Below are 17,209 nucleotides of genomic sequence, written 5' to 3'. Positions count from 1 at the left end.
CAGGACGGCCGGTAAGGAAGGAAATCCCATGTCACTGCGCAATTCCGCGTTCCGGCGCAGCCTTCGCATCGGCGTCATCGCCACAGCGCTCACCGCGGTGCTGGCCACCGCTGCGTGCGGTGGCACCACCCGCGGCGGTCAGGACGGCGCCGGTGACGCGACCGGTCAGGCGACCGGCCAGGCGGACCCGAACGCGCCGATCAAGGAAGGCCTCAAGATCGCCTTCCTGCCGAAGCAGGTCAACAACCCGTACTTCACCGTCTCCGACAACGGCGGCAAGACCGCGGTGGAGGAGCTCAAGGGCGAGTACAAGGAGGTCGGCCCGTCCGAGGCCAACGCCTCCTCGCAGGTGAGCTACATCAACACGCTGTCGCAGCAGGGCACCGACGTGATCGTGACGTCGGCCAACGACCCGAACGCGATCTGCGGTGCGCTCAACGACGCCCGCAAGGCGGGGGCGAAGGTCGTCACCTTCGACTCGGACACCAAGCCGGAGTGCCGTGACGCGTTCGTCAACCAGGTGACCGCCGAGGGCATCGCCGAGAACCAGGTCAAGCTGATCTCCGAGCAGATCGGCGGCGCGGGCAAGATCGCCGTCCTGTCGGCGACCCCCAACGCGACGAACCAGAACGCCTGGATCGAGCTGATGAAGAAGGAGCTGACCAAGCCCGAGTACAGCAAGATCGAATTGGTGACCACCGCGTACGGCAACGACGACGACCAGAAGTCGTTCCAGGAGACCCAGGGCCTGCTGCGCTCCTACCCCGACCTGAAGGGCATCATCTCGCCCACCACGGTCGGTGTCGCCGCCGCGGCCCGGTACCTGTCCGGCTCGGAGTTCAAGGGCAAGGTCGCGCTGACCGGCCTCGGCACGCCGAACCAGATGCGGGCGTTCGTCAAGGACGGCACGGTCAAGGCGTTCGCGCTGTGGAGCCCGGCCGACCTCGGCTACCTGGCGGCCCACGTGGGCGCGTCCCTGGCGTCGGGCCGGATCACCGGCGCGGAGGGTGAGAAGTTCACCGCGGGCAAGCTCGGCGACTACACCATCGGCAAGGACGGCACGATCGTGCTCGGCCCGCCGACGGTGTTCGACGCGAGCAACATCGACCAGTTCGATTTCTGACCCGCGACCGGGTCTGCAGCCGTACCCCCGGTGCCGTGCGCGTGACGTCGGCACCGGGGGTGCCTCCCCCAGAGGGGCCAGCTGAGGAGATGTGATCGACGTGCCTGACCTGAAGGCCGTGAAGCAAGCTCTGCGCACCCAGCGGATCGAGACGCCGTCGTGGGGGTACGGCAACTCCGGTACCCGCTTCAAGGTGTTCGCCCAAGCCGGTGTTCCGCGCGATCCCGAGGAGAAGATCGCGGACGCCGCGACGGTCCACCGGTTCACCGGCGTGGCGCCGACCGTCTCGCTCCACATCCCGTGGGACAAGGTGGACGACTACGCCGCCCTGTCGCGCTACGCCGCCGACCTCGGCGTCGGACTCGGCGCGATCAACACCAACGTCTTCCAGGACGACGACTACAAGCTCGGTTCGGTGACGAACCCGGACCCGGGCATCCGCCGCAAGGCGACCGACCACCTGCTCGAAGCGATCTCCATCATGGACGCCACCGGGTCGCGCGACCTCAAGCTGTGGTTCGCCGACGGGCTCAACTACCCCGGCCAGGACGACCTGCGCGACCGGCAGGACCGGCTCGCCGAGGCGCTGCGCGAGACCTACGCGCGGTTGGGCGACGGCCAGCGGATGCTGTTGGAGTACAAGCTCTTCGAACCGGCCTTCTACGCCACGGACGTCCCGGACTGGGGCACGGCCTACGCGCACTGCGTGGAACTGGGGCCGAAGGCGACGGTGGTCATCGACACCGGGCACCACGCACCCGGCACCAACATCGAGTTCATCGTCGCGTTCCTGCTGCGGCAGGACAAGCTGGGCGCGTTCGACTTCAACTCCCGCTTCTACGCCGACGACGACCTGATGGCGGGCGCGGCCGACCCGTTCCAGCTGTTCCGGATCATGAACGAGATCGTCCGGGCGGACGCGTTGGACCCGGCGTACGGCATCAACTTCATGCTCGACCAGTGCCACAACATCGAGGCGAAGATCCCGGCGGTCATCCGTTCGGTGATGAACGTCCAGGAGGCCACCGCCAAGGCGCTCCTGGTGGACCGCGAGGCACTGCGGACCGCACAGCAGGAGGGTGACGTCCTGGGCGCCAACGCGGTGCTGATGGACGCCTTCAACACCGACGTGCGGCCGCTGCTCGCCGAGGTCCGGGAAGAGTCGGGGCTGGACCCCGACCCGGTCGCCGCGTACCGGCGCAGCGGGTACCAGAAGCAGATCGAGGCCGAGCGGGCACACGGACCGCAGGCCGGCTGGGGCGCCTGAGCGTGGCGCCGAAGAACGAACCGAGGGACACCACGGAGATGACCACCGATACCGTCGCCGACCTCATCGCGCGCAGCAACGCGCTCGGCGCGGACCCGCGCAACACCAACTACGCCGGGGGCAACACCTCCGCCAAGGCCGCCGCGCTCGACCCGGTGACCGGGGAGGAGACGGACCTGCTGTGGGTCAAGGGCTCCGGGGGAGACCTCGGCACCCTGACCGAGGCGGGCCTCGCCGTCCTGCGGCTGGACCGCCTCCGGGCGCTCGTCGACGTCTACCCCGGCGTCGACCGCGAGGACGAGATGGTGGCCGCGTTCGACTACTGCCTGCACGGCAGGGGAGGCGCCGCGCCGTCCATCGACACCGCCATGCACGGCTTGGTCGACGCCGCGCACGTCGACCACCTGCACCCCGACTCCGGTATCGCCCTGGCCACCGCCGCGGACGGCCAGGCGCTGACGAAGGAGTGCTTCGGCGACCGGGTGGCCTGGGTGGACTGGCGCCGGCCCGGCTTCCAGCTCGGCCTGGACATCGCCGCGGTGAAGAAGGCCAACCCGCAGGCCATCGGCGTGATCCTGGGCGGGCACGGCATCACCGCGTGGGGCGCGACGTCCGAGGAGTGCGAGCGCAACTCGCTCGACATCATCCGCACGGCCGAGCGGTTCATCGCCGAACGCGGCAAGGCCGACCCGTTCGGCGCGGTCGTCCCCGGTTACGAGCCGCTGCCGGTCGTGGAGCGGCACGCCAGGGCCGCGGCGCTGGCACCGGTCGTCCGCGGCCTGGCGTCCACCGACCACCGGCAGGTCGGCCACTACACCGACACCGACGTGGTGCTCGACTTCTGCGCGAGCGAGAAGCTGCTGCCGCTGGCCGCGCTGGGCACCTCGTGCCCGGACCACTTCCTGCGCACCAAGGTCCGCCCGCTCGTGGTGGACCTGCCCCCGTCGACGCCGATCGAGGACGTCGTGGCGAGGCTCAGGGAACTGCACCAGGCCTACCGGGCCGACTACGCCGCCTACTACGAGCGGCACGCCACCCCGGACAGCCCGCCGATGCGCGGCGCAGACCCGGCGATCGTGCTGGTGCCCGGTGTGGGCATGTTCTCGTTCGGCAAGGACAAGCAGACCGCGCGCGTGGCGGGCGAGTTCTACCTCAACGCCATCAACGTGATGCGCGGCGCCGAAGCGGTCTCGACCTACGCGCCCATCCCGGAGAGCGAGAAGTTCCGGATCGAGTACTGGGCGCTGGAGGAGGCCAAGCTCCAGCGGATGCCCAAGCCGAAGCCGCTGGCCGGCCGCGTCGCACTGGTTACCGGCGCCGGTTCGGGCATCGGCAAGGCCATCGCGGAGCGGTTGGGCGCGGAAGGCGCCTGCGTGGTGGTCGCGGACCTCGACACGGCCGCCGCGTCGGCGGTGGCCGAGGGGATCGGCGGCAGCGACCGGGCGATCGCGGTCACCGCCGACGTCACCGACGCCGACGCCGTCCAAGCCGCGGTGGACGCGGCGGCGCTCGCCTTCGGCGGGGTCGACCTGGTGGTGAACAACGCCGGCCTGTCGATCTCCAAGTCGCTGTTGGAGACGACCGAGCGCGACTGGGACCTGCAGCACGACGTGATGGCCAAGGGTTCGTTCCTGGTCTCGCGGGCCGCCGCGAAGGCGATGATCGACCAGGGCTTCGGCGGTGACATCGTCTACATCTCGTCGAAGAACTCGGTGTTCGCCGGGCCCAACAACCTCGCCTACGGCGCGGCCAAGGCCGACCAGGCGCACCAGGTGCGGTTGCTGGCCGCGGAACTGGGCGAGCACGGCATCCGGGTCAACGGCGTCAACCCCGACGGCGTGGTCCGCGGCTCCGGCATCTTCGCCAAGGGCTGGGGCGCGCAGCGGGCCGCGGTCTACGGCGTGCCGGAGTCCGAACTGGGCAAGTTCTACGCGCAGCGCACCATCCTCAAGCGGGAGGTGCTGCCCGAGAACGTGGCCGCCGCGGTGTTCGTCCTCACCACGGACGAACTCAGCCACACGACCGGCCTGCACATCCCCGTCGACGCGGGCGTCGCCGCCGGATTCCTCCGGTGAGCAGCGATCTCCGCGTCGCCGCCGTCGACCTGGGCGCCACCAGCGGCCGGGTGATGGTCGGCACGGTGGGAGCCGGGCACCTCGCGCTGGAGGAGGTGCACCGGTTCCCCAACGGTCCGGTCCGCGTCGCGCGTCCCGGCGGGTCGACGCTGCACTGGGACATCCTGGGCATCTACCGGGAAACCCTGGCCGGGATCGCGGCGGCCGACCGGGCCGCCCCGATCGCGGGTGTCGGCATCGACTCCTGGGCCGTCGACTACGGGCTGCTGGATGGGGACGGCGCGCTGCTGGGCAACCCCGTGCACTACCGCGACGCGCGCACGGCCGACGCGATCCAGCGGGTGCGCGCGATCGTGCCGGATGACGAGCTGTACGACGTGACCGGCTTGCAGCAGTTGCCGTTCAACACGCTGTACCAGCTCGTGACCGAGGTGGGCGGCCCCCGCCTGGGCTGCGCCGAGACCGCGCTGCTGATCCCCGACCTGATCGCCTACTGGCTCACCGGGGAGATCGGCGCCGAGCGCACCAACGCGTCCACCACCCAGCTCTACGACGTGCGCGCCCGCACGTGGGCTGTCGACCTCGCCGACAAGGTGGGCGTCCCGGCCCGCCTGCTGCCGCCGTTGCGGTCGCCGGGAGAGGTCATCGGTCCGCTGGTGCCCGAAGTCGCGGACGACCTGTCGGTACCGCGGCTGCCGGTGGTCGCGGTCGGTTCCCACGACACCGCGTCGGCCGTCGTCGGTGTGCCCGCGGAGCCGGGAACCAACTACGCCTACATCTCGTCGGGCACGTGGTCCCTCGTGGGGGTGGAGCTGGACGAGCCGGTGCTGTCGGCCGAGGCGATGGCGGCCAACTTCACCAACGAGGGCGGTGTCGACGGCAGCATCCGCTTCCTCCGCAACGTGATGGGGCTGTGGGTGCTGTCCGAGACGCTGCGCACGTGGGAGGTCCGCGGGGTGCCGGCGGACCTGACGAGCCTGCTAGCCGAGGCGGCGGCGGTGCCCCGGCTTCGTGCCGTGGTGGACATCGACGCGCCGGTGTTCCTCCCGCCCGGCGACATGGTCGCCCGCATCGGGAAAGCCTGCCGTGACACCGGGCAGCGCCCTCCCGCCACGCCGGCGGAGATCGTCCGCTGCATCCTGGACAGCCTCGCCCTGGCGTACCGCCGGACCGTCCGGCAGGCCGCGGCGCTGTCGGGCCGACCGGTCGACGTGGTGCACGTCGTCGGCGGCGGCGCGCGCAACGACCTGCTGTGCCAGCTGACCGCCGACGCCTGCGGCGTCCCGGTCCTGGCCGGTCCGGTCGAGGCAGCCGCTCTCGGCAACGTGCTCGTCCAAGCCCGCACGCTGGGTGTGGACCTGCCCGACGTCGCCGCCATGCGCGCACTGATCCGCTCCACCCACGAGCCACGCCGGTTCACACCGTCGGGCGACGGCGGTGAGTGGTCGGCGGCCGAGGCCCGCAGCAGGGGCGTGAGCGCGACGTAGGGCGTGCCGACGGGCCCTCAGGACTCGTCGATCACCGAACGCAGGAACCGCTTGGTGCGTTCCTGCGTGGGCGCGTCGAACAGCTCGCCCGGCGGCGCCGACTCGATGATCCTGCCCTCGTTGAACATCAGCACGCGGTCCGACACGTCGCGCGCGAACTTCATCGCGTGGGTCACGCACAGCATGGTCACGTCGAACGTCCGCGCGACGTCCCGCAGCACGTCGAGCACCTCGGCGGCCAGTTCGGGGTCGAGCGCGGAGGTCACCTCGTCCAGCAGCAGCACGTCCGGCCGCATGGCCAGCGCGCGGGCGATCGCGACGCGCTGCTGCTGGCCGCCGGACAGCTGCGACGGGTAGGCGTCGAGCTTGCCCGCCAGCCCCACCATGCCCAGCAGTTCCCGCGCGCGTTCCTCCGCTTGTTCCGGCGGTAGCCCGAGCACGTGGACCGGCGCTTCGGTGACGTTGCGCAGCACCCTCATGTTCGGGAACAGGTTGTACTGCTGGAACACCATCGTGGTGTGCCGGCGCATCGCCCGCAGGTGCCGTTCACCGGCCGGCACGAGGGTGTCGCCGCGCCGCTCGTGGAACAGCGGCTCACCGGCCAGGGTGATCGTCCCGTCGTCCGGGCGGGTGAGCGTCATCAGCATGCGCAGGATGGTCGTCTTGCCGGACCCGCTGGGCCCGATCAGGGTGACCCGCTCACCCGCGCGGACGCCGAAGGACAGGTCGTCGAGCACGACGGCGTTCCCGAACCGCTTGCCAACCCGGTCGAACGTGATCAACGCGGTCATGCGCTTTCCCTTCGGTACCGGCGTTCCAGGACCCGCACCGGCCACGCGATGACGAGGGCGGTGATCAGGTACAGCACCCCGGCCACGGTGATCAGCTCCAGGTACCGGAAGCTCTGCGCGCCGACCGCCTTCACCACGCTGAGGACTTCGGCGACGGTGATGACGGTGAGCTGGGGCGTGTCCTTGAACAACGCGATGGCGTAGTTGCCCAGCGCGGGCACCACCCGCGGCACGGCCTGCGGCAGGACGACCCTGGTCCAGGTTCGGCCGCGGGACAGGCTGAGCGCCTTGGCGGCCTCCCACTGGCCGGCGGGGACCCCGTCGATGCCCGCGCGGTACACCTCCGAGGTGTAGGTCGCGTAGTGCACGCCGAGGCCGATCGCGCCGGTCGCCATCGCGGACAGCTCGATGCCGACCGTGGGCAGCACGAAGAACAGGAAGAACAGCTGCACGAGCAACGGCGTGGAGCGGACGAACTCCACGAAGAACGCGACCGGCAGCCTGATCCAGCGCTGGGGGCTGCGGCGCAGCAACGCGAAGACCAGGCCCAGCACCAACGCGATCAGGTAGCCGAGCGCGGCGGCTTGGAGTGCGGTCACCAGACCGCGCAGCAGGGACGGCACCGCCTCCCAGGCGGCCTGCCATTCGAACGTCATCGTGCCCCCTCGACAGTCAGGGATCCGGTACGGCCCATCGAGGCCGCGCCGCGCACGACCTCCGCGCCGTACGCGCCGATGTTGAGCGACAGGGCCAGCACGCCGGCGAACAGCGGCTCCAGTTGGAAGCCGAGGCCGGGCAGGGCGAACACGAGCCAGAACAGCACGACGAGCGCGGGCAGCCCGCGGAAGCCCTCGGTGTAGGTCAGTGCGACGCCGCGCACCAGCCGGTTCCCCGACAGCCGGGCGAGCCCGGCGGCGAACGCGAACACCAGGCCGAGCGCCGCGCCGAACAACGTCAGTTCCAGGGTGACGAACAGCCCGTCGAGCAGGCGCAGCCACAGACCTGTTGACATGGGGTGACCCTTCCCCTCACGCCGTGCCGGCCCGGCAGAGCCGGTCCGCGGTGAGGTCGGTCATCTCGAACTCGGTGAACCCGAACGGTCGGACGATCTCCAGCAGCTCACCGCTGCGCTTGAGCGCGGCCAACTCGACGTTGAACGCGTCGCGCAGCCGCCGCTGGTCGGGCCGGAAGCCGAACCCGCCCGCGCCGTACTGCTCGACGCCGTCCAGCACCGGCACGAACGGCTCGGTCAGCTCCACCGCCGCGTCCGGCCGGCGGGCCATCGCGTCGCGCAGCGAGACGGCGGTGAGCAGGAAGCCGTCCGCGCGACCGGCCAGCAGACCGTCGACACCGCCCGCCTGGGTGGGGAACGTGACCGTCCGGTCGGCTGGCACCCCGTACCCGGCGGCGACGTCGGCCTCGAAGCTGCCCAGCAGCACGCCGAGTCTCGTGCTGTCGTCGCGGGCGAAGTCCTCCAGCTTGGTGAACCGCCCGACGTCCTCGCGGCGCACCAGCAGCGCTTCGGGCGCGTTGTAGTCCGGGTCGGAGAACAGGATCTGCTCGCACCGGGCCGGGGTGATGAACATGCCCGCGGCGATGACGTCGAACAGCCCGGCGCGCAGACCGGGGATCAGCGCACCGAAGTCCGACAGCGCGGGCACGAAGCTGGTCACGCCGAGTCTGCGGAAGACCGCCTTGGCGACCTCGGGCGCCTCCCCGGTCAGCTCGCCCCGGCTGTCGACGTAGCCGTAGGGGGCCTCGTTGGCGAAACCCATCCGCACCTCACCTGTGGCGCGCAGGCGTTCCAGCAGGTTGCCGCCATCCCGCTCGGCGGACAGGTCGACCGTGCTGCAACCCGCCGCGGCGAGCCCGGCGCCCAGGCCGGCTGCCAGGAAGAGGCGACGGGACACATGTGGAGGAGACACGAAGTGGGATTCCCAACTTCGACGACAGGACGGTCCGCCGCACCAGGACACGACGGGGCGGACGGGGCGACCCTAAAGAGCGGTCACCGAACCCGTCAACATGGGACAACGTCTCATTAGGAGGAATCGACCCGAATCTCCTTCTGTGTCAAGGGAAGTGAAGATGCTGCACATCACAACAATCTATTGTGGACTATCGGCCTCGAGGTTTCGTGACAGCTGTCACAGGTTTCGGGCGTCGGGCCGCGTCAGCCGTCGGTCAGCTGTCGGTCCGGCGTCGACTCCGACGGGAGGCCCCGCCCGAGCCGCTGCCCCGGATCCAGAGGAACACCATCGCGCCGACGGCGAGGAGCAGCGCGGCGCCGAGCAGGGTGTCCCGTGTCGTGTCGGCGTCCGTGGACGCGGCGGCCGTGGGTTGTGGTGCGGCGGTGCGTGGCGCGCCCGGAGCGGGGACGGCCGCCTGCGGGGTGGGCGCGGCGGCAACGGCGACCGTGGCCAGTGGGATCGCCTCGGTGTCGGTGAAGTCCACCAGCCCGGTCGCCTCCAGCACGGTGATGTGGTCGAGCACGGTTGCCATGCACTGGTCGGCGTAGCTGCGGATCAGGCTGTTCCGGGTGCCGGTGCGCACCTGCGCGAGGAACTTGTACACACTGCCGTGCGCGGCGCGCAGCCGGTTGGCGAAGACCCGGTCGAACTCGACGCTTCCGGCGGGCGCGGCGGTCATCTCGGCGATCCAGCCCTTTTGGTCGGCGTTGGCCTCGGTCGGCAGTTCGACGTCGAGCAGTCTGCCCAGTTCGAGGGTCTTCTCGTCGAGTTCCTCGTGGCCGTCGATGAGGTGGCGGCCGGCTTCCTTGACCTTCGGGTTGGCCGACTTCGACAGCCCCATGCGACCGGCGGGGCCTTCCCACAGGCCGGCCAGCCGCACCTTCACCAGCAGGTCCCGCCCGGCCGGGCCGAGTGGACCCCATTGGGTCTCGACCTGCCCGGCGGGCTCCGGTTGGGCCGCGGCCGGGCCCGCGGAGCCCGCGAGCAGCGCCAGGGACCACACGGCGCACAACACGATGAATCGGATCGGAGGCATCGGATCATTCCCCATCTTCGTTTCGACCGTCGGGGTTCGACAAATGCGAATACGGCTGGGAATGGGCGGCGGTTCAGTCGGTGCGGCGCTCCTGGAGCGGTGACCACGCGCTGAAGACCTGGTCGACGCGGTTGAGCGTGCGTCCGCAGTGATCACGGATCAGCACGGGAGCGGACCCCTCAAGGTCGCCGGGAATGGCGGTCACGGTGCCGGAACCGACTTTCTCGTCGGGCACCTGTCCGGCGCGCAGTGAATTCTCGAGGGCCTCGTACCACTCTGGCGGAAAACCGCGGCGTTGAACCTTGCGATCTGCTTACGGATGCGAAGGAGGGGTCGAGCGGCACGAACGGGGTGCCGCACCCTCGTTGCACCCTTGTGGGTGATTGGGGCGATCACGGCTGTGTGACGGCGTTACGTTGCCTGGTGTGAAGCGATCCGGGTGGGTTCTCGTGCTTGCTCTGGTGGCCGGGCTGTTGGCGCCTGTCCCGGCATCGGCGGTGGTGCGGTCGCCGGAGGAGTGCGCGGCGTCGTTGGACTGCACCGGGGCCGAGATCGACCGGATGAGCATGGCGGAGCGGTTGGAGTTCCTGCGTCTGGTGCAGAGCGGTCCCGCCGCGGGGTTGGGCGCGTCGGACCGGTGGCGCAACATCGAGGGTGTCATCTCGTTCTTCCGCGATCGCGGACTGGGTGCGCCGGGCACGTGGGTCTCGCACGTCGACGCGGGGATCCTGGAGGGGATCGAGCGCGGCGTCGCGATCGCGTTGGGCCGTTCGACCGATGGCTTCGGCAACCCGGGATCGGTGCGGTGGGCCGACTACCTGACCCGGTTGCACCGCGGCGAGTTGACCGACCGCGGCGCCCACGACCGGGCGTGGGGTGAAGCCGAGCAGACCGCGACCGATCACGGTGTCGCGGTGGCCGAGCGGGAGCACGGGTTGCGGCAGACGGCGGTGGAGCGCCGGTTCTTCCTGTTCTCCGAGTTCTACCGGTGGGCCCTGCGCAACCGCCCGGCGGTGCTGGACCTGCTGCTGCTCCACGCCGCGCTGCTGAACCCGGTGCTGGTCCTGCGGCGGGTGCCGTTCGTGGACTGGTTCACCGACGTGCGCGAATCGACCCCGTCCCGCAAGGGGTGCGAGATGGCCTACGCCTACGCGCAGCTCGACCCGGTCAACGGGGCGTTCAGCACCCTGGACCTGTTGTTCGCCTACGTCCCGGAGCTGTTCGAGGAGTTCCAGGCAACTCACTAGACCGGCTCAAGGCCCGCAGGTTGTCGACCCCCGACCCCGACCCCCGACCCGGCGAACGTTCGTGGTCGACGCGCTAGCGGATCCAGCCGAGGCGCAGGAACACCGATTCACCCGGTGCGTCGTCCACGCCGTCGTTGTCGACCACGCCGACCAGGTTCCGCAGCGGGCCGTCCCCGACGACTGCCAGGCCTTCCGGCTTGTCGTGCGCCGCGCCGCCACCCGCGGTGAGGGCGGGCAGCAGGTCGCGTGCGGCGGTCTTGGTCACCAGCGGCTTGGGTTGGCCTGCGGCGGCCGGTGCCAGGTCGGAGATGTCGACGCGGTAGACCTTCTTGATCGCCGCCGCGTCGCCGCGCTGGTTGTCGCGTTCGAGCACGAGCAGGGTGCGGTCGTTCAGGGCGGTCACCTCGGACAGGCCCACCCAGCCCGCCGGCGCGGCGTCGAGCGGGTAGGCGGCGAACGCCCACTCGCCCGTGGCGGGGGTGAACCGGGCCAGGGTCGCCTGTCCGGGCCGGTCGTTCTTCCACTCCCGCTGCACGGCCAGCCACACCTGCTCGCCGTCGCCGCGTCCCGTGGTGGTCACGCCCTCGAAGCCGTTGCTCGTGGCCGTGGCCGCCACCGCGGCGGGCAGCGGCACCTCGCGGACGACCTCGCCCGAACGGCTCACCTCGACCAGCAGGTTCGGCCGCGCCTTCCCGTCGCCTTCGGCGGCCACCCAGTAGCCGCCGCCCCGGCGTGCGGCGATGCCCTCGCCGTCGTAGTCGACCGGCTGCCCGGCCTTGGTCACGGTCAGTTCCGCGTGGACGCGGGCGGGCGCGGACAGGGTGTCGATCGTCAACACCCGCGTCGGGCTGTACGCCGAGTCGGTGACCGCGACGACGTCGCGCTGGTTGCCGGGGACGCCGGAGAGTCCCGACAGCGCCCCGAAACCGATGGCGCCGAAACCGGTGGCGCCGAAACCGATGCCGTCGGACACGATCGACGGCGCGCCTTCGTTGCGCGCCAAGGCCACCGCCAGTGGCGTGCGGGTCAGGCGGTAGGACGTGAGCGAGGACCGGACGCCGTCGGCGGCGGAGTCCTCCTCGGCCGACACGATCAGGCCGCCGGTCGCCGGGATCGGCAGCAGACCCTCCGGGCCCACACCGGTCGGCAGCGCCTGCACGAGTCGTGGCCGGCGCGGGTCGTTCACGTCGTAGACCGCGACCAGGTTGGCGCGTTCCATGCCGACGAACGCGTACCGGTTGCGCCCGAAGGTGGCCACGACCAGGCCTTCCGGCTCGACGCCCTTGTTGTCCGAGCGGCCGTCGGGGTACTGGCCCTGGCGGATCGCGGCCTGCTGGAGCTCGTTGCCGGAGGAGAACACGACCCGGCCGGACGCCGCGTCGAACACCGTCCACGTGCGCGACCCGCCCTGGTAGTCGCCCTCGTCGGCGGTGCCGAGCGTGCGGTCGTCCAACCAGGCCACCGCGTCGGGCTCGCGGGCCGCGGTGATCGTCGCCGTCGGGTCGATCCGGCCGTCGTCCTCGGTGTCCACGCCCCGGACGGTCACCGTGCCCGCGGAGAAGTGGTTCACCACCGTCGCCGAACGCAGGTCCACGACCGCGATGTGGTTGTTCTCCTGCAACGTCACGGCCACCTGACCCCGGCCGTTGACGCTCACGTACTCCGGCTCGGGGTCGCTCGGAGCGACCTCGGCGATCCCGGTTAGCGCGACGCGGCGCAGCGCCCACGCCGTCGGGGCGCCCGCGAGGTCGACGATCGTGAGGAAGCCCGCCGGCGCCTGCGGGATCGCGCCGTCGTCGACGTCCTCGTCGCGCTCGTTCTCGATCGCCACGGCGGCGTGGCGGCCGTCGGGGGAGACGTCGATCGAGTCCGGCTGCCCACCGAGGTCGTGCGTGGCCACGACCGCCCTGGTGTCCAGGTCGACCACCACCAGCACGCCGGAGGGCGCGGTGAACGACTCGGAGGTGTTGACCGCGACCAGCGCCAGACGTCCCAGGACGTCCACCGACGTCGGCTCGCCCGGCATGTCGAGCACCCCGGCGGGCTCCAGCTCCCCGTCCCGACCGACCGCGGCGAACCCGATCCGCTCGGCCGGTGAGTCGGTGTAGACCACGGTCCCGCCATCCGCCGTCGCCGCCGCGATCTCGGCGGCCGTGTGCTCGCCGACCGAGCCGTTGCGCAACACGGACAGGGTGTCGACCCGCTGGAACCGGTCGGGCACGGTCGCCGTGGCGGACGCCGGCAGGAGCGACATGGTCACCCCACAGGCCACCAGACCTGCGAGAAGACGGACCGGACGGGCCATGGGGCCTCCTACCTCGATGACGGGCGCGCGCTTTCTACCCCATCGAGGCGTCTCCGAGGTGAACGGCCAGTAGCCGCTTTGGAGAGGGCGCTGACCGAGGCGGTTCAGTAATCCGCGGTGTGGCTCTCGATGCGGAAACAGGCCGCTGGGGACGACGAAGCGTGGGTCGACCGCAGTTTTGCGGCTCTACGTAAGGGAATCGCATGACCTAAGGTGGAGGTGACGACAGGGGGAGAGGCGTGGCGGGCGGCCGGATTCCGACGGGTCGGGTCGTGCTCATCGGGGTGGCCGTGGTGGTCGGCGCGGTGTTGGTGCCCGCGGCGATCAACATCGGTACCGGCGGGTCGTTGCCCGGTCCGCTGGAGGGCTTCGAGCCGTGGGCGTGGCCGGTGGTGGGGGCGGGGCTGGTCGTCCTGATCGCGTTGGGTGTGCTGGAGTTCCGGCGCTCTCGTGAGTCCGTGCGCGCCTACGACCACCCGCGCAACCGGCCGAACGCGTTGGCGCAGGTCGAGAGCTACGTGACGCGGCGGCTGGGGCAGACGCTCACCGAACAGCTGCGCATCACCCTCGCCCTGGACCAGGTCGAGCACGCCGTGCTGCCCGCGCCTCTCCTGGTCCAGCCTGTGGACGGGGTCGAACTGCCGCTGAACGCGGGCATCACCGACGCGTTCGACAGCCTCCAGGAATCGCTGCTGGTGCTCGGCGCACCGGGCGCGGGCAAGAGCACCATGCTCCTGGAACTGGCCCGTGACCTGCTCGAACGCGCCAAGGCCGACGACGGGCAGCCCATCCCCGTCGTGGTGGAGCTCGGTGCGTGGTCGCGGTCGGGGCGGGTGCGATCGCGGCACGATCCCGAATCGGCCGGTGTGATCCGGGAGCGGGTGGACGAGTCGCGCGTCGTGGCACGGGACTTCGCGGGATGGCTGTTCGCCGAACTGCACCGCCGCTACACGCTCCCGCCGCAGATCGCCCGGACGTGGCTGGCCTCCGGACAGCTCGCGCTCCTGCTCGACGGCCTGGACGAGGTGGAGCCGGCCGACCGTGAGCGGTGTGTGCGTGAGATAAACGCGTTGCAGGAGACGTTTTCCGTGCCGCAGTTGGTGGTGTGCAGCCGGGACGGGGTGTACGAGCGGCTCCAGGGGCAACTGCGGCTGCACGGCGCGGTGTCGATCCGGCCGTTGAGCCCGGAGCAGGTGGAGGAGTACTTCGACGCCGCCGGGGGACGGCTCGACGGGCTGCGGAAAGCCATGCGGTCCAACGGCGTGTTGCGGGACCTCGCCCGGACGCCGTTGGTGCTGGGCATCATGTTCCTGGCCTACCACGACCGCCCGGCCATCGCGTTGGCGAGACGCGCCGGGCTCGGCTGGCTGTTCGACGCCTACATCGGCGAGATGCTGGCCCGCCGGCGCGTCCCGCACAGCCGGTACACCACCGAGCAGGTCGGCCGGTGGCTGTGGACGCTGGCCAACCTCAACGACTACGACTGGCGGGCGTTGTTCGCGAGCCTGCCCGGCACCGTGCGCCGCCGGATCACCCGCGAGGACCTGCCCGCCCTGCTCGCCGGGTGCGTGGCCGGGATGGCCGTGCCGATGGCTTTGGCGCACGGCAGGACCACCGGGTTGGCGACGGTGCTGATCGGTCTCGGGCTGGTCGCGTTGCTGGACCACACCATCGGGCTCGGCACGGTCGTCGTGCTCGTGCCCGAGAAGGGACGGCGGCTGTCGGTGGGGTGGGTGTTGTGCGTGCTCGGCGGAATCGTGTTGGGTCTGGCCGCGTATCTGGTGGGCGACGTCGCGCGGTTCGTGATGAGCCCCTGGGTCGTCACGGCGTTGTGCGGTGTCGCGGCGGTGAACGTCGTGCTGTACGTGGCGCGGCTGCCGTGGCCGTGGGCTGTTCCGCTGGTGCCGCTGGGAGTCCTGAGTGGACATGAACTGTCCCAAGTGGACGGTGTGGTGTCCGGGTTCGGCTTCGGTGTGGCGTTCGGGTGGGCGTTGGCGGGCCTGTGCGTGGTGGGGGACCTGGTGCTGTTCACCGTGGTCCACCACAGTTGGGATCTGCGTGGGTTCACTGTCCGGTTTGCCCTGCACGCCGCGCCGGTGGCGGTCGTGATGCTGTTCCTGGCGGAGATCGGGACGTTCGCGTGGCCGTTCCTCGCCGGGATCGCGGTCGGCGGACTGCTCGCGCCGACCGTCACCGAGACCGGGTGGCGTTGGCTGGAACCGCTCCGCCAGCTGTGGGGTGGCGTGGTGGTGCGGCTGCTGCTGGTCTGGGACGGCTACCTGCCGTGGCGGCGGCGCGCGTTCGTCCGCTACGCCGTGGACCGCAGCCTGCTCGTCACGGACGGCCGCGGCAAACACCAGTTCGTGCACATCCTGCTCCGTGACCACCTCAAGCGCCGCGACCCGCGGCAACTGGCGGAAGTGATCAGGCAACGCGCCGCCCGCGAGTGACGACCTGGCGACGGTCAGCGCAACCCGTCCGCGTGCTCGGCGACGAACTCGGCATCGCTTCCCACACCGGACAGCAGCCCCGACTTGAACGTGTGCATCCAGTGCAGCCCGAGGAAGTAGAGGCCCGGTCACGAGGTGACGCCTCGGTGCTGGGCCGGGCCAATCTCCTGATGAGGGCCGGAAGCCGGGCTCGACGAACGTTCCGGAGCAGCACTGGCCGGGGCGTTTGCGGCCGAGCGCCTACTCGCCCTTGGTGAACCGGTCGTTGATGCGGGCGGCCAGGTCGCGGGTCAGGCCGGTCGGCGGCAGGGGATGGCCGAGGGCTGTGGTGAGGACGTCGAGGTGGGTGTCGACGGTCGCCTCGATCAGTTCGGTGAGCGCGGCGGCCGCCGCGCGGGCCCGGCGCCAGCCCACCACCGCCACGCCGAGGCCGACCACCGCCGCCGGGTACCAGCGCGGGCCCAACGCCGCGTAGAGCACGCCCCAGCCGACGAGCGTGGTGGCCGAGTGGAACCTGGTCTCGGCCGCCTGCACCGGCAGCCGCGCCGGTTCGGGCACCAGCAGCCACAGCCGCGGCCACAGCGGGCCCAGACGCAGGCCCTGGTACTGCGCCGCGACCCGCGAGTCGAGCAGGCGGAACCGCTCGCCGATCCAGGTGGCCCGCCGCGGTCGGTACGCGGGCACCGGGTCCACGCCGGCCCTGGCGGCGGCCCGGTCGAACCGCCACCCACGCACCGCGACCACCGGTCGTGCCAGCCAGGCCGCCGGTCCCCGCCACGGCTTCACCCACACCGCCTGCACCAGCGCGCCGAGCGCCTGCGCGGCGAACGCCGCTGCCGCCGCCCCGAGCAGCAGCCCGACCGCGGCGACCGCGACCGGCAGCCGGGGGAACGCCGCGACGACGTCGTTGCCGACCCGCACCACGTCCAGCGCGTGGCGGTGGCCGAGCCGGACCGCGCACACCGCCGCGGCGACGAACAGCGCGCCGGGCAGCACGAGCGTGGTTACCCACCGCTCGGCGAGCTTGCCGCCCAGTGACTGGAGGAACGGGTTCATCGCGGTGCCCCGGTGGGCAGCATCGGTTCGTCGTCGAACAGCGCGCAGACCGGCGGGCGGCCCTCGTCGTCGCGGCGGTCGTAGCGGCCGCAGACCCCGCGTGGGCAGCGGTACTCGCCGCGACCGGTGCTCGGCGGACGTGACCCGCGCGGGTCGGGGTAGGCGTTGGGGACGCCGGCGGGATCGCCGACACCCCGGGTCGGGCTGTCCGAGCCCATTCCGGGGATCAGGTCGAACTGGAGGCACGCGTCGAGGGCCGAACCGCCGTCCCGCACCCGTGCGACGGTGCGTTCGAGCCGGTCGGACCAACGGCCCGCCGCCGCGGCCCGCCGCAGCTCGGGTAACAGCAGGCACCACAGCACCAGCGCCTGTCCCTCGTCCATTTCCACCGCCACACCGTCC

Annotated in this window: 14 protein-coding genes; 6 read left to right on the top strand and 8 right to left on the bottom strand. The window is 71.3% G+C overall.

Annotated elements, in window-relative coordinates; all coding sequences use genetic code 11:
• The first annotated feature begins 28 nt into the window (after nucleotides 1-28).
• The 4 genes from rhaS (at nucleotide 29) to FM051_RS38845 (ending at nucleotide 5,952) form a co-directional block, all read left to right on the top strand.
• Nucleotides 29-1,123: a rhamnose ABC transporter substrate-binding protein gene (rhaS, locus tag FM051_RS38860; protein WP_158852125.1), complete on the top strand. Its 1,095-nt coding sequence runs from the start codon at nucleotides 29-31 to the stop codon at nucleotides 1,121-1,123.
• A 91-nt stretch (nucleotides 1,124-1,214) separates the two neighbouring features.
• Nucleotides 1,215-2,390 (top strand): L-rhamnose isomerase, encoded by a 1,176-nt coding sequence (gene rhaI / locus FM051_RS38855; RefSeq protein ID WP_158852124.1) that lies wholly within the window; start codon nucleotides 1,215-1,217, stop codon nucleotides 2,388-2,390.
• A 38-nt stretch (nucleotides 2,391-2,428) separates the two neighbouring features.
• Nucleotides 2,429-4,465, top strand: coding sequence for a bifunctional aldolase/short-chain dehydrogenase (locus FM051_RS38850; RefSeq protein WP_158852123.1), 2,037 nt, complete (start codon nucleotides 2,429-2,431; stop codon nucleotides 4,463-4,465).
• Nucleotides 4,462-5,952, top strand: coding sequence for a rhamnulokinase (locus FM051_RS38845; RefSeq protein ID WP_274383860.1), 1,491 nt, complete (start codon nucleotides 4,462-4,464; stop codon nucleotides 5,950-5,952). The genes FM051_RS38850 and FM051_RS38845 overlap by 4 nt, the downstream gene beginning before the upstream one ends.
• A gap of 17 nt (nucleotides 5,953-5,969) precedes the next feature.
• Here FM051_RS38845 and ehuA read toward each other — a convergent pair whose 3' ends face one another.
• The 5 genes from ehuA to FM051_RS38820 all read right to left on the bottom strand — a co-directional run bounded on the left by ehuA (nucleotide 5,970) and on the right by FM051_RS38820 (nucleotide 9,749).
• Complete coding sequence (ehuA, locus tag FM051_RS38840) at nucleotides 5,970-6,734, bottom strand: ectoine/hydroxyectoine ABC transporter ATP-binding protein EhuA (RefSeq protein WP_202919244.1); 765 nt, start codon at nucleotides 6,732-6,734, stop codon at nucleotides 5,970-5,972.
• A 5-nt stretch (nucleotides 6,735-6,739) separates the two neighbouring features.
• The gene (ehuD, locus tag FM051_RS38835) at nucleotides 6,740-7,399 is read right to left on the bottom strand and encodes an ectoine/hydroxyectoine ABC transporter permease subunit EhuD (RefSeq protein WP_158852121.1); all 660 of its coding nucleotides are present in this window, start codon (nucleotides 7,397-7,399) and stop codon (nucleotides 6,740-6,742) included.
• Nucleotides 7,396-7,755, bottom strand: a complete 360-nt coding sequence (locus FM051_RS38830) for an ABC transporter permease subunit (protein WP_158852120.1) — start codon at nucleotides 7,753-7,755, stop codon at nucleotides 7,396-7,398. The genes ehuD and FM051_RS38830 overlap by 4 nt, the downstream gene beginning before the upstream one ends.
• Before the next feature lie 16 nt (nucleotides 7,756-7,771).
• Complete coding sequence (ehuB, locus tag FM051_RS38825; RefSeq protein ID WP_238412962.1) at nucleotides 7,772-8,653, bottom strand: ectoine/hydroxyectoine ABC transporter substrate-binding protein EhuB; 882 nt, start codon at nucleotides 8,651-8,653, stop codon at nucleotides 7,772-7,774.
• Between the two features lie 274 nt (nucleotides 8,654-8,927).
• Nucleotides 8,928-9,749, bottom strand: coding sequence for a DUF4142 domain-containing protein (locus FM051_RS38820; protein WP_158852119.1), 822 nt, complete (start codon nucleotides 9,747-9,749; stop codon nucleotides 8,928-8,930).
• Between the two features lie 425 nt (nucleotides 9,750-10,174).
• Between FM051_RS38820 and FM051_RS38815 the strand changes: the two genes are divergently transcribed.
• Nucleotides 10,175-10,996 (top strand): hypothetical protein, encoded by an 822-nt coding sequence (locus FM051_RS38815; RefSeq protein ID WP_158852118.1) that lies wholly within the window; start codon nucleotides 10,175-10,177, stop codon nucleotides 10,994-10,996.
• Between the two features lie 73 nt (nucleotides 10,997-11,069).
• Here FM051_RS38815 and FM051_RS38810 read toward each other — a convergent pair whose 3' ends face one another.
• Complete coding sequence (locus FM051_RS38810; RefSeq protein WP_202919239.1) at nucleotides 11,070-13,250, bottom strand: esterase-like activity of phytase family protein; 2,181 nt, start codon at nucleotides 13,248-13,250, stop codon at nucleotides 11,070-11,072.
• A gap of 290 nt (nucleotides 13,251-13,540) precedes the next feature.
• Here FM051_RS38810 and FM051_RS38805 point away from each other — a divergent pair, with 290 nt between their 5' ends.
• Nucleotides 13,541-15,751 carry an NACHT domain-containing protein gene (locus FM051_RS38805; RefSeq protein ID WP_158852116.1) on the top strand — a complete coding sequence of 737 codons (2,211 nt, stop codon included), beginning with the start codon at nucleotides 13,541-13,543 and terminating at the stop codon, nucleotides 15,749-15,751.
• 240 nt (nucleotides 15,752-15,991) lie between these two features.
• Here the strand turns inward: FM051_RS38805 and FM051_RS38800 are convergent, their stop codons facing one another.
• Nucleotides 15,992-16,807, bottom strand: coding sequence for a hypothetical protein (locus FM051_RS38800; protein WP_158852115.1), 816 nt, complete (start codon nucleotides 16,805-16,807; stop codon nucleotides 15,992-15,994).
• Entirely contained in the window at nucleotides 16,804-17,202 is a 399-nt protein-coding gene (locus FM051_RS38795; protein ID WP_158852114.1) for a hypothetical protein, read from the bottom strand. Before FM051_RS38795 ends, FM051_RS38800 begins: the two co-directional genes overlap by 4 nt.
• Between the last annotated feature and the right edge of the window lie 7 nt (nucleotides 17,203-17,209).

The organism is Saccharothrix deserti (assembly GCF_009769385.1).
Classification (GTDB): domain Bacteria; phylum Actinomycetota; class Actinomycetes; order Mycobacteriales; family Pseudonocardiaceae; genus Actinosynnema; species Actinosynnema deserti.
The sequence above is the reverse complement of the archived record's forward strand: the minus strand, read 5'-3'. Positions and strand labels throughout refer to the sequence as shown.

Excerpts from the sequence above, each read along its gene's own strand:
- FM051_RS38850 (WP_158852123.1), top strand. The coding sequence starts at position 2,429 with ATGACCACCGATACCGTCGCCGACCTCATCGCGCGCAGCAACGCGCTC.
- ehuD (WP_158852121.1), bottom strand. The coding sequence starts at position 7,399 with ATGACGTTCGAATGGCAGGCCGCCTGGGAGGCGGTGCCGTCCCTGCTG.
- FM051_RS38830 (WP_158852120.1), bottom strand. The coding sequence starts at position 7,755 with ATGTCAACAGGTCTGTGGCTGCGCCTGCTCGACGGGCTGTTCGTCACC.
- rhaS (WP_158852125.1), top strand. The coding sequence starts at position 29 with ATGTCACTGCGCAATTCCGCGTTCCGGCGCAGCCTTCGCATCGGCGTC.
- FM051_RS38800 (WP_158852115.1), bottom strand. The coding sequence starts at position 16,807 with ATGAACCCGTTCCTCCAGTCACTGGGCGGCAAGCTCGCCGAGCGGTGG.
- FM051_RS38820 (WP_158852119.1), bottom strand. The coding sequence starts at position 9,749 with ATGCCTCCGATCCGATTCATCGTGTTGTGCGCCGTGTGGTCCCTGGCG.
- FM051_RS38810 (WP_202919239.1), bottom strand. The coding sequence starts at position 13,250 with ATGTCGCTCCTGCCGGCGTCCGCCACGGCGACCGTGCCCGACCGGTTC.